The following is a 12,178-nucleotide window of genomic DNA, read 5'->3' as shown; positions in this document are numbered from 1 at the left end:
CCGCGAAACCGCTCGGATACGGTGACCACAGCGAGCGCTCTCCTCATGTTCTGAAATGATCGGAGTTGGCGGATCGCTCATCCCATTCGACTCGACGACGAGGCGCACTCATGCTCAACCGCTCTCCCCGGCACGCTCGAGGCTCGCAGCCCGAGCCCCCCTCGCCCAGCAGGCCGCACCGCAGGAAGGAGGGGAGGGGACGGACCCTCGTCGCGGCGACCGCGCTCGGCGCCCTGCTCGCCGCGGGGCTCGCCCAGGTGCCGGCCGCCCAGGCCGCGCCGTCGGACGTGCAGGCCGTCACCGTCACCGCGGCCGACGTCGCCGCGGCGGCGGAGAGCGTGAACGCGCTGACCTTCAAGGGCTTCGGCATCCTCTCCGCGAACTCGACCAGCGCGCTGCTGCTCGACTACAAGTCGCAGCACCCCGAGAAGTACTGGGAGCTGATCGAGACGCTCTTCGGCGGCGAGCACCCGATCATGACCACCATCAAGATCGAGATGGGGAACGACCGCAACACCTCGACCGGGCCGAACGTCGCGACGATGCGCTCGCGCGACGAGTACCCGAACGTGCAGCGCGAGCCCGGCTTCCAGCTGGCGGCGGACGCGCAGAAGGTCGCCGAGGGCGACGTGCACGTCAGCATCCTGCGCTGGAGCCGCCCCACCTGGGTGACCAGCGACGAGGACCAGTACATCTGGTTCAAGAACACCGTCCTGGCGGCGGAGCGCGAGTACGGGATCATGGTCGACTCGATCAACCCGGACACCAACGAGACCACGAGCCCGAACGCCGCGCTCTACAAGAAGTTCTCCACCTGGCTCCGCACCGACACCAAGGGCTACGAGGGCGCGAGCGCGCAGGACCCGAGCAACGGCTTCGCCTCGGCGGACGAGGGCGAGCGCTACCGCGCCATCCGCACGGTCGCGGCGGACACGGTCGGCACTCCCCCGACCTCCTTCGGCGACCAGCTGAACTCGACGACCGACCCGTCGCTCCGCGACGCCGTCGACGTCGTCGGCTTCCACTACGCCACCTCGGACGACGCGAACGGGAACCTCAAGAAGTTCGCGCAGACCTACGACAAGGAGATCTGGAACTCCGAGGGCCAGGCGACCTTCTCCAACTCCGCCGACCGCCCGAACAACACCAACCCCGACGGCCAGGGCGGCACCGGGACGGAGTTCGGCGGCACCAACAGCGCGCTCGAGATGAGCAACTGGGTCACCTCCGGCTTCGCGAAGTCGCTCCGGACCCTGAACATCTTCCAGCCGGCGATCGGCTCCTTCTACGACGGCTTCCAGTACTCCTCGAAGGAGCTCGTCAGCGCCCGCGACCCGTGGTCGGGCTGGCTGTACTACGACGGCGGCCTGGCCGCGGTCGAGCAGTACACGCAGTTCGCGCAGCTCGGCTGGGAGAACGAGGACAACACCGCGGGCGTCTGGCGCGGCATCCCGCAGGCCTCCGGCAGCGCGCTCGGCGGCGGCAACCCGCCCAGCGGAGCGTCGACCGGCGCGGTGTCGTACACGACGCTCGCCGCGCCCGACGGCTCGGACTTCTCCACGGTGATCGTCAACGACAGCCCGTTCGAGAGGACCTACGCGATCTCCGCGGAGGACCTCGACCTGGGCGACGACCGCACGATGGAGGTCTGGGAGACCCGCGCGGCCGACGCCGGTGAGGCCTACGACGCGAACTACGTCGTGCCCGTGTCGGAGCTGTCCGCGCAGGACGGCACCTACACGGTGACGGTGAAGCCCTGGTCGACGGCGACCGCCACCACGCTCGACCACGCGGCGAGCGCCGGCGGTGTCCTCACCCCGCGTGAGGGCTACGGCTCGACCCTGCCGACAGCGCCCGAGTACACCGACGCCGACGGCGGCCGCGACGTGCTCGATACCGACGCGAGCGGCGACGTCAACGGCGTCACCACCGACTCCGTCCTCTACGCGGACGACTTCGACTACGCCGAGGCCGCGGACATCCGCTCCTACGACCCGGCGACCGGCGCGCTCGGCGACTCCGGTGAGTCCTTCCTCGACAGCCGCGGCGCGAAGGCGAAGCCCGCCGGCACCCCCGCGGTGCAGCCGGAGGACGACGGCGCGATCCCGCGCTACACGAACGACACCAACGGCGCCTTCGAGTCCGTGGCCACCGGCGATGCGGCGCGTGACCGCGTGCTGCGCCAGCAGGTCGGCCCGGGCATGAACGGCTCGGCCTGGAACGGCGGCGACCCGAAGACGACGATCGGCGACTACCGCTGGGCGAACTACCGCGCCTCGGTCGACGTGCTCTTCGAGAACGGCGGCACCCCGTACGCGACCCTCGGCGCCCGCGAGCAGGGCGGGACGCCCAACGGTCAGAACGTCTCCGCGGCCGAGCTGCGGGTCGACGCGACGGGCGCCTGGAGCCTGCTGCGCTACGGCACCTCCGTCGCGTCCGGCACCGCCTCCGCCACCCCCGGCACGGCGTTCCGCACCGGCACCGGAGTGTGGAACCGGATCGCCGTGCAGGTGGCGGGCGACAAGTACACCGCCTACCTCAACGGAGTGCAGGTCGCCGCGTACACCGACCCGGCGCCGCAGGCCGCGGGGCGCGTGCAGCTCGGCTCGGCCTTCACGTTCACGCAGTTCGACGACCTCGTCGTCGAGCAGGTGCCCGGCTTCACTCCCTACTACTCCACCGTCGTCGACGGCATGCACCAGACCAGCTGGAGCGACAGCAGCACTCCGGTGCTGGAGTTCGACGAGCAGTGGACGCACGTCAACGGCCAGGGCATGTTCGAGTGGCAGCGCACGGCGTCGAAGAGCACCGGGAAGGGCGCGGCGCTGAGCTACTCCTTCACCGGGACCGGTCTCGACGTCCTCGGCAGCAACACCGGGGCCGCGACGCTGAACGTCACGGTGGACGGCGTCCGGGTGGCGACGAACGCGCCGACCTGGGCGGCGGGCAGCGAGCGCACGGCGTTCCAGCTCCGCGGTCTCGCGGACGGCGAGCACACGGTGGTGCTGGAGACGGCGAACGACGGCGTGCTCAACGTCGACGCGGTCGGCGTGGTCGTCGCGAACGCGGACTCGTCCGCGGTCGACACGGCCGCCCTCGCGGCGGCGCTGGCGACGGCCGAGCGGTTCGTCGAGGCGGAGTGGAGCGCCTCCTCCTGGGCTCCGTTCACGAGCGTCGTGGGTTCCGCCCGATCGGCGCTGGCCGACCCGGCCGGCTACGGACTCGACGCGGAGGGGGCCGCCGCTCTGGTGGCGCGCCTCAGCCGGACCGCAGCGGAGCTCGTGCCCGAGGGCGTGAGCACCGACGTCCGCGACCTCGGCCTGATCGCCGGGACCGCCTCCGCCGGACTGCCGAAGACCGTGACCCTCGAGGGCGCCGAGCGCGCCGTCACGTGGGACGCGGGAGCCGCGCAGGCCCTCGCGGGGACGGCCGAGCTCGGCACGGTGCGGCTGACCGGCCGGACCACCGAGAAGGTCGCCGCGACCGGGGTGTTCCAGCGCTTCTCGGTACCGCTGCTCGTCACTCCGGCCGACCTGCGCTACTTCGTCGACTCGGGTTCGAGCGGCTCGGCAGCCGGATCCGCCTACGCGGCGGTGAAGGCGAGCCAGCCGGGTGTCCTCAACGACGCCGCCGACCGGAAGTGGGACGGGGTGTCCGCGGGGAGCACGTGGGGCTACTCGACCACGTCGACCGGCGCCGTCGTGCCGGGCAACCCCGCGGACTGGAGCTCCTCGTACGTGCCGGCCGACTTCGGCAAGCCCGTCGTGACGCACCTGACGCTGCCCGCCGGCACCTACGACATCGTCGCCGTGCAGGCGCCGCGAGCCGGACTGACCACCAACGTCGTCTCGACCGTCACCGCGGCCGGCACGACCAAGCGCGCCACCGCGGTCTCGACCGGGGCGGCCACGCCGGTGCGCCAGCAGGTGACCCTCGCGGCGCCGGGCGTCGTGGACGTGTCCTTCGGGACCGACGGGACGAGCGGCTACAACGCGCGGCTCGCGCTGGTCTACGTCCAGAGCGTGACCCGCGACCTCGGCTACCAGGGCGCGCTCACCGCGAGCGCGGCGCTGCCGACCACGCTGACGGTCGACGGGGCCTCGACCGGCGTCACCTGGGACGCGGACTCCGCGGCGCAGACCCGCACCGACTACGCGCCGGTGACCCTGCGCGGGACGCTCGCGAACGGCGCGAAGGTGACCGCGCGCTACGAGGTCGTGCCCGAGGGGCTCGTCTACTACATCGACTCCGGCACCGCGGCGACCTCCTCGCCGCAGTACGGCGCGGTGCAGGCGGCCGTCCCGTCGCTGCTCAACGCCGTGTCGGACCGGGCCTCGACCGCCGCCGACCAGTGGGGCTTCGCGCCCGAGGGCATGAAGGTGAAGACCGGGACGGACGTGAACGACAAGTTCTCGACCGGTCTCTACCAGGACACGACGCAGCTGATCTACCGGCTGCCGCTGGCCGCCGGGACGTACACGCTGACGGGCGGGTTCACCGAGTGGTGGAACCTCAGCCGGACGATGAACCACACCGTCTCGGCCGGGGGCGTGGAGCTGGCCAAGGGCAACATCCCGCTGTCGGGCACGAGCACGCCGCTGACCGGGGCGCTGACCTTCACTCTCGCTGCGCCGACCACGGTGGAGTACCGGGTGACGAACGAGGGCGCCGGCGGGGAGAAGCCGGTGATCTCGTGGCTCGGAGTCGCGGCGGTCGCCCCCGCCGCGCCGGCACTGCCGGACCTGGACGTGACGGTGCAGAGCCGGTGCGTGGCGGGCAAGGTGCAGCTGGGCGTCACCGCGGTCAACACGGCCGACGTGCCGGTGGGGATCACGATGACGACGGCCTACGGCGAGAAGGCGTTCACCGCCGTCGCTCCGGGGAAGAGCGCGTTCCACTCCTTCACCACCCGGGCCAAGACGGTTCCGGCCGACGCGGTCGACCTGACCGTGACGGGCACCGTCGACGGGGAGGACGTGATGCGGGAGCAGAGCGAGGAGTATCCGGCCGCGAGCTGCTGAGGACCCGTGCGGGAGCCGGCGCCGCCTTCGTGAGGAGGGCGGCGTCGGCTCCGGCGTGTGCGGGGGCTGGAGCCTGGGGTGAGCCTGTGCGAGTTCTCAGTGTCCACTCCACGGCGCTCGTGCGGGCGGCGGTCGCGCCTACGGTCGAGCACGAGCACGACGGCGTGCGGCACTCCCCCTCGAGATCCGCTCCGACCGGAAGGCACGCCATGACCACCACGCTCGACCGCCCGACCACCTCCTCCACGGCCCGCCGCAGCGCGCTGCCGGGGGCCTCCGCCGGACTGCTCGTCCTCCGCCTCGCGCTGGGCGCCGTGTTCCTCGCGCACGGCTGGCAGAAGATCGCCGTCGACGGCCTCGCGGCGACGACCGAGGGCTTCGGAGCGATGGGGATCCCGTTCGCGGCCGTCCTCGCCCCGGTCGCCGCCTTCACCGAGCTGCTCGGCGGCGCCGCGATCATCGTCGGCCTGCTGACCCGGATCGCCGCCGCCGGCCTCGCGATCACGGCGCTCGTCGCGCTCGTCGTCGTCCACCTGCCGAGCGGCTTCTTCGCGGCCACCGGCGGCATCGAGTTCGTCCTGGTGCTGGCCGCCGGCGCGGTGGCGCTCGCGCTCACCGGAGCCGGCCGCCTCTCGGTCGACGCCCTGCTGCGCCGCCGCCGCTGACCCCGGATCTGCTCGCGGGAGATGCCCGCAGATTGCTGGTCGAGTAGCCCCGCAGGGGCGGCCCATGCTGGTCGAGTAGCCCGAAGGGCGTATCGAGACCCACCACCGCAACAACGGTGGTCTGCAGGCTCTCGTCTCGGCCCGGGCGGATCTCGATACGCCCGCTGCGCGGGCTACTCGATCAGCAGGGGGGGGCACAGTCCGCAGCCAGGGTGCCTGGCCGACCGCCTCATGCCGGTCGCGCAGCCCGCAGGGCACTCCCTGCTGGTCGCGCAAGCCGCAGGTCGATTCATGCTGGTCGAGTAGCCGCCTCCGGCGGCGTATCGAGACCCACCCTCGCCGAGACATCCGGGAGCGAGCCTCCTCCCCAGCGCCCGATCCGCCTGCGCTCTCCCCGATCGGCCTCTGCCCCCGCCCCGATGTCGGTGGTCCCTGATTCAATACTTGTATGTCAGAAGATGAGGATGCGGCAGCACTCGCGAAGGTGCGCGACTGCTTTCACGACGCCGCGGCCGCCGAGCGCGCCGCCTCCTCGACGCGCCTGAGGGCGGCCGAGCGGATGCACCGCGGGTACCGGCTCGCGCTCAGCGTCCCCGAGGCGTTCGCCCGCGGAACGTCCCGCAGCGAGACCCGCGACCTCGTCGAGCGCTCCATCCGAGCCGAGCTCGCGACCACGTTCGGCGTCTCCGAGCGGGAGGCCTCACGCCGCCTCGAGACCGCGCAGATGCTGATGGAGCACCTGCCCCTCACCCGCGCGCTGCTGCGCGACGGCCGGATCCTGTGGGATGCGGGCGAAGTCATCTGCAGGACGGCCAGCAGCCTCCCGGAGGCTTCCCGCGAGGCACTCGATGAGCGCGCCGCCGACGCCGCCGTCACGATGACGACGACGCAGCTGCGCCGAGCCCTCGGTCGCTGGCGCGAGGAGCTGCACGAGCAGCCCCTCGCCGAGCGGCACGCCCGCGCCCGGGAGGACCGCGCCGTCTGGGTCACCCCGGACGTCGACGGGATGGCGACGCTCTGCCTTCACGCTCCTGCACCGGTCGTCTCCGGCGCCTACGACCGGTTGCGGCGCATCGCCCGCACCCTCCGCGACGACGGCGACCCCCGCACCCTTCAGCAGCTCAGCGCCGACGCCGCCATCGACCTGCTCTGCGACGGCGACGTCGCCGGCACGACCCCCGATTCCAAGAACCGGCCGGACCCGACCTTCGTCCCCGGCGTCCGCGCCGAGGTGCGCCTCACCCTCGCCGCGTCCACCGCCGCGGGTCTCGACGACGCACCCGCGGACCTCGACGGCTACGGACCGGTCCCCGCCGACGTCGCTCGCGAGATGATCCGCACGGCGGCGTCCTTCACCCGCGTCCTCACTGATCAGGACACCGGAGCCGTCGTTTCCGTCGGCCGCACCTGGCGCGTCCCACCCGCGCAGATGCGCCTCCACCTCCAGCTCCGCGATCAGACCTGCCGCTTCCCCGGCTGCACCCGCACGGCCTCCACAGCCGAGGCCGACCACACGATCGAGTGGCGCAACGGCGGCGAGACCTCGCTCGAGAACCTCGTCATGCTCTGCACGAGCCACCACCACGTCCGGCACGGAGAGCAGTGGAGCTACGACCGGATCGACGACCACGGGACCATCGAGTGGACGAGCCCGACCGGCCGGCGGATCAGCAACCGGCCACCGCCTCTGCCCGGGCGGCCGCCGGACCGGCCACCGCGGCCGCGGTTCGACAACGTGCCCGCACCGTTCTGACGGTGGTGGATCTCGATACGCCCGCTCTGCGGGCTACTCGATCAGCATGGCGTGCCCGCGCTGCGGGCTACTCGATCAGCATGCAGCGCCCGCGAGGCGTGCTGCTCGATCAGCTTGCGTACGCGCCTTGCGGCCTGGCCGGGCAGCGCGCATACGGACCGCGGACCGCCTTCATGCTGGTCGAGTAGCGCGCAGCGCGTATCGAGACCCGGGCCCGGCAGACGGTGGATCTCGATACGCCCGCGAAGCGGGCTACTCGATCAGCATGGCGGGCCCGCTCCGCGGGCTACTCGATCAGCATGGGGTGCCCGCTGCGCGCCCCACCCGAACATGAGGAATGCGGACCCCAGATCGCCTTCATGCTGGTCGAGTAGCGCGTAGCGCGTATCGAGACCCTCCCACCGGACGACAGGGGATCTCGATATGCCCGCGATGCGGGCTACTCGATCAGCATGCAACGCCCGTCAGGCGGGCTACTCGATCAGCATGGAGGGACCGCTCCACGGGCTGCTCGAGCAGCATGCAGCGGACCCCGCAGCTCGGCGGTCCGGCGGGGCTCGGGTCCGGCGGGGCGGCGGTCAGGGGCGGGCGGCGGCGAGCAGGGCGCCGAGGCGGGTGAGCTGGGCCGGGTCCTCGAGGGCGGAGCCGACGGCGGCGACGCGGACGCCGGCGTCGAGGAAGTCGGAGACGTTGGCGGCGTCGAGGCCGCCGGTCGCGACGAAGCGGATGCCGGGGAAGGGGCCGCGGATGTGCTTGAACCAGCCGGCGCCGAGCCAGGTGGCGGGGAAGGCCTTCAGCCAGGTGAGGCCGAGCGAGGCGGCGAGCTGCACCTCCGACGGCGTCGCGACTCCGGGCAGCAGCGGGAGGTCGACGGCACCGGCGGCGGCGAGGATGCGCTGGTCGAGGCCCGGCGAGACGAGGTAGCCGGCGCCGGCCTGGCGGGCGAGCGCGACCTGCTCGGGGCGGACGATGGTGCCCGCTCCGACGGTCTTGCCGCGCTCGGCGCCCAGGCGCGCGACCTCACGGAGGGCGACCTCGTCCTCCGCGGTCTGCAGCGGCACCTCGACCGAGTCGATGCCGAGGTCCCAGGCGGTCGTCGCGAGGGCGATCGAGCGCTCCACGCCCATGCCGCGCAGGATCGCCATCAGCGGGGCGCCTGCGAAGACCTCGTCGAAGGGGCTCGCGGTCGGGCTTGCAGTCGGGGTGGTCGCGGTGGTGATGGTGGTGAACGCAGTCATCGTCGTGCCGTTCTCTCGTCGAGGGAGTCGCCCGCCACGGCGAGGGTGAGGGCGGCGCGGTCGTGGCCGCGGCGCAGGCGTGCTCCGGGGTCGGCGCCCTGGAGCAGGGCGGCCAGGTAGCCGCCGGCGAAGGCGTCGCCCGCGCCGACCGCATCGAGCACCTCCACCTCGTGCGAGGGCTCGAAGACCCAGCCGGCAGCGTCGGCACCGGCATCGGCATCGGCATCGGCATCGGCATCGACATCCGCAGAGAACACCGTCGCGCCGATGTGGCCGTCCTTGACGACCAGCTCGGCGACGTCCGGGAACAGCGCCCGGACGTCCTCGGCGGTGCGGGTGCCCCACAGGGTCTCCGCCTCGTCGCGGCCGACGAAGACCACGTCGGCCAGCCGCACGAGCTCGGCGAGCACCGGCGCCGCCTGATCGACGCTCCAGAGCGCGGCGCGGTAGTTGACGTCGAGGCTCACCGGAATGCCGAGGTCGCGGGCGCGGAGGGCCGCGCGGCGGAGGAAGCGGTCGGCCGGCTCCGAGAGCGCCGCGGTGATCCCGGAGAGGTGCAGCAGCGCCACGTCGTCGAACGGCGCGGCATCGGCGTCGGCGGTGTCGAGGTACGCGGCGGCCGAGCCCGCTCGGTAGTAGGAGACTCCGCGGCCGGGGTCCTTCACGTAGACGCCGGTGGGATGACCGGGGTCGCGGACGACGCGCGAGACGTCGATCCGCCGCGCCGCGAGCTGCCGGAGCACCCGCTCGCCGAGCGCGTCGGCACCGAGCCGGCTGTGCCAGCGCACGGGGACGCCGAGCGCCGCCGCGTGCGCGAGCACGTTCGACTCCGCACCGCCCGCATCGACGAGGAAGTCGTCCGCGTCGGCGACCGAGCCGCCGTAGGGCACCAGCACGGCCATGGTCTCCCCCATGGCAAGCAGCACGCCGCCGACAGCGGATCCGGACGTCACGCCAGGTCCTTCACCGGCGCCGCATCCATGTCGTCGAACGCCTGGTTCTCGCCCGCCATCGCCCAGACGAAGGAGTACGCGGCGGTGCCGACCCCGGAGTGCAGCGACCAGCTCGGCGAGAGGATCGCCTGGCGGTCGGCGACGACGAGGTGCCGGGTCTCCTGGCGCTCCCCGAGCAGGTGGATGACGCGGGCGTCCTCGGGCAGGTCGAAGTAGAGGTAGCACTCGGTGCGGCGGTCGTGGGTGTGCGCGGGCATGGTGTTCCACATCGAGCCCTCGTGCAGGGTCGTCACGCCCATCACGATCTGGCAGCTGCGCACGCCGTTCTCGTGGATGTACTGGTTGAGCGTGCGGCGGTTGCTCGTCGCCTGCTCGCCGAGCTCGCGGACGGTGCCCTCGCCGGGCGCGACGAGCACCGACGGGTACGTGGTGTGCGCGGGGGCCGAGAAGAGGTAGAACTGCGCGCCCGCGTCTCCCGAAACCACGTCACCCGAGCCGTCGGCGTCCTCGAACGCCACCGCCTCGATCCCGCGCCCCAGGTACAGGCACGCGCCCGACACCAGCGTGTACGTCTCGCCGTCCGCGGTCACCGTGCCGGTGCCGCCGACGTTGACGATCCCCAGCTCGCGGTGCTCGAGGAAGGTGTCGCTGCGGATCTCCTCGTAGCCGGTCAGCTCGAGCCGCTGCCCCGCGGGGACGGCGCCGCCGAGCACGATGCGGTCGTGGTGCGTGTAGACCAGCCGGATCTCGCCGGCGACGAACACGTCCGGGACGAGGTACTCCCGGCGCAGGTCCTCGGTGGTCATGCCGGGGATCTGCGAGGGGTTGGTGGCGTAGCGCTGCTCCATGTCGGATGCTCCTGTGTCGTCGGGCGGTGTCGTCGTGCGGTGAGAGAAGGGGTGGGGGTTGCGGCGTCAGCGCACGAGCCAGCCGCCGTCGACGGGGAGGATCGTCCCCGTGACGTAGGCGGCGGCGTCCGAGGCGAGGAACACGAAGGCCCCCTGCAGGTCCGCGGGGGTGCCCCAGCGGCCGGCGGGGATGCGCCCGCGGATGGCGGCCTCGCGGGCCGCGTCGGCGCGGATCGCGGTGGTGTTGTCGGTGGCGAGGTAGCCGGGGGCGATCGCGTTGACGGTCACTCCGGAGGCGGCCCACTCGCTGGCGAGCGCCTTGGTGAGCCCGGCGACCGCGTGCTTCGAGGCGGTGTAGCCGGGGACGAGCACGCCGCCCTGGAAGGACAGCATCGACGCGACGGTGATGATGCGGCCCGAGCCCTGCTCGAGCATCCGCCGGCCCGCCGCCTGGCTGAGGTGGAAGACCGAGTCGAGGTTCACCTTCAGCACCTCGTCCCAGTCCGCAGTGCTGTGCTCGGCCGCGGCGGTGCGCTTGATCGTGCCGGCGTTGTTGACCAGCACGTCGATCCGGCCGAGCTCGCCGACGACCTCGTCGATCGCGGAGTGCAGCTCGGCGGCGGTCGCGGTGGCGAAGTCGCGGCGGATCAGGTGCGCCCGCCGGCCCAGCCCGCGGATCAGCTCGGCCGTCTCGCTCGCGTCGCCCCGGTCGATCAGCGCGATGTCGGCGCCGACCTCGGCGAGCGCCAGCGCGGCGCCGCGGCCGATGCCCCGGCTGGTCCCGGTGACGGCGGCGACCCGGCCGTCGAGCCGGAAGGCGTCGAGGGTGAAGGCGGCGGGGGCGGCGGCGGCGGGTGTGGGCACGTCGGCGGTCATGGTCGTCCCTTTCGGAAGGTCGTGGTGAGGGAGCCGATCCCGTCGACGCGGATCGTCACCGCGTCGCCGTCGGCCAGCGGGCGGTGCGCCGCGAGCGCCTCCGGCAGCTTCTGCGGGCTGCCGGTGGCGATCACGTCGCCCGGCTCGAGGGTCATCCCCTCGCTGAGGTGGTGGACGAGCGCCGCCATGCTGAAGACCAGGTCGGCGGTGCTCTGCGAGACGGTGACGACGCCGTCGCGGACCACCTCGACGCGGAGGTCGCCGGTGTCCGCGATCTCGTCGGGCGTCACGAGCCACGGGCCGAGCGGGGCGAAGCCGTCGGAGCACTTGCCGAGCGTCCACTGGCTGGAGCGGCCCTGCCAGGTGCGCTCGGAGACGTCGTTGATCACGGTGTAGCCGGCGATGTGGCCGGCCGCCTCCTCGAGCGGGATGTCCCGCCCGCCGCGGCCGATCACGAGCGCGATCTCGCCCTCGTAGTCGACGTCGGTCGCCGTCAGCGGCAGCGTCACCGGATCGCCGGGGGCGCCGAGGGTGTTCGGCGTCTTGACGAACACGTCGGGCGTCGTCGGCACGGGCCGGTCCTCGCCGCCGGCGGGCACGTGCCCGCGGTAGTTGTAGCCGATGCAGAGGATCTTCCCCGGCACGACCGGCGGCAGGAGGCGGAGCGAGTCCAGCGGCACCGTCGCAGTGCCGACCGCCCGGGCCGCGGTCAGCAGCGCGCGGTCGGCGAGCAGCTCCGTGACGGTCGCGGTGCCCAGGTCGAGCACGCGGTCGCCGTCACCGTCGCCGTCGCCGTCCAGCACGACTCCTGTCCGAGCGCCCTC

Annotated in this window: 8 protein-coding genes; 3 read left to right on the top strand and 5 right to left on the bottom strand. The window is 72.9% G+C overall.

What is annotated here, in order from left to right:
- The first annotated feature begins 110 nt into the window (after positions 1-110).
- From MT351_RS18550 to MT351_RS18540, 3 genes are all read left to right on the top strand, one after another.
- Positions 111-5,021: a hypothetical protein gene (locus MT351_RS18550; protein WP_243582924.1), complete on the top strand. Its 4,911-nt coding sequence runs from the start codon at positions 111-113 to the stop codon at positions 5,019-5,021.
- A 209-nt stretch (positions 5,022-5,230) separates the two neighbouring features.
- Entirely contained in the window at positions 5,231-5,686 is a 456-nt protein-coding gene (locus MT351_RS18545; RefSeq protein WP_243582923.1) for a DoxX family protein, read from the top strand.
- Between the two features lie 448 nt (positions 5,687-6,134).
- Positions 6,135-7,439, top strand: coding sequence for an HNH endonuclease signature motif containing protein (locus MT351_RS18540; RefSeq protein ID WP_243582922.1), 1,305 nt, complete (start codon positions 6,135-6,137; stop codon positions 7,437-7,439).
- Positions 7,440-8,017: 578 nt separating this feature from the next.
- Here the strand turns inward: MT351_RS18540 and MT351_RS18535 are convergent.
- From MT351_RS18535 to MT351_RS18515, 5 genes are all read right to left on the bottom strand, one after another.
- Positions 8,018-8,677 carry a bifunctional 4-hydroxy-2-oxoglutarate aldolase/2-dehydro-3-deoxy-phosphogluconate aldolase gene (locus MT351_RS18535; RefSeq protein ID WP_243582921.1) on the bottom strand — a complete coding sequence of 220 codons (660 nt, stop codon included), beginning with the start codon at positions 8,675-8,677 and terminating at the stop codon, positions 8,018-8,020.
- Complete coding sequence (locus MT351_RS18530; RefSeq protein ID WP_243582920.1) at positions 8,674-9,630, bottom strand: sugar kinase; 957 nt, start codon at positions 9,628-9,630, stop codon at positions 8,674-8,676. Before MT351_RS18530 ends, MT351_RS18535 begins: the two co-directional genes overlap by 4 nt.
- The gene (gene kduI, locus MT351_RS18525) at positions 9,627-10,478 is read right to left on the bottom strand and encodes a 5-dehydro-4-deoxy-D-glucuronate isomerase (protein WP_243582919.1); all 852 of its coding nucleotides are present in this window, start codon (positions 10,476-10,478) and stop codon (positions 9,627-9,629) included. Before kduI ends, MT351_RS18530 begins: the two co-directional genes overlap by 4 nt.
- Before the next feature lie 66 nt (positions 10,479-10,544).
- Complete coding sequence (locus MT351_RS18520; protein ID WP_132435604.1) at positions 10,545-11,354, bottom strand: SDR family oxidoreductase; 810 nt, start codon at positions 11,352-11,354, stop codon at positions 10,545-10,547.
- Positions 11,351-12,157, bottom strand: a complete 807-nt coding sequence (locus tag MT351_RS18515; protein WP_243582918.1) for a fumarylacetoacetate hydrolase family protein — start codon at positions 12,155-12,157, stop codon at positions 11,351-11,353. Before MT351_RS18515 ends, MT351_RS18520 begins: the two co-directional genes overlap by 4 nt.
- Positions 12,158-12,178 lie beyond the last annotated feature (21 nt).

It is taken from the genome of Rathayibacter sp. VKM Ac-2926, assembly GCF_022815565.1.
Classification (GTDB): Bacteria; Actinomycetota; Actinomycetes; order Actinomycetales; family Microbacteriaceae; genus Rathayibacter; species Rathayibacter festucae.
Note: the sequence above shows the minus strand (reverse complement) of the source record. Positions and strands in the feature narration are given on the sequence as shown.

Bases quoted from the DNA above. Each gene is read 5' to 3' on its own strand.
- MT351_RS18540 (WP_243582922.1), top strand. From the start codon at position 6,135: ATGTCAGAAGATGAGGATGCGGCAGCACTCGCGAAGGTGCGCGACTGC.
- MT351_RS18520 (WP_132435604.1), bottom strand. From the start codon at position 11,354: ATGACCGCCGACGTGCCCACACCCGCCGCCGCCGCCCCCGCCGCCTTC.
- MT351_RS18535 (WP_243582921.1), bottom strand. From the start codon at position 8,677: ATGACTGCGTTCACCACCATCACCACCGCGACCACCCCGACTGCAAGC.
- kduI (WP_243582919.1), bottom strand. From the start codon at position 10,478: ATGGAGCAGCGCTACGCCACCAACCCCTCGCAGATCCCCGGCATGACC.
- MT351_RS18545 (WP_243582923.1), top strand. From the start codon at position 5,231: ATGACCACCACGCTCGACCGCCCGACCACCTCCTCCACGGCCCGCCGC.
- MT351_RS18550 (WP_243582924.1), top strand. From the start codon at position 111: ATGCTCAACCGCTCTCCCCGGCACGCTCGAGGCTCGCAGCCCGAGCCC.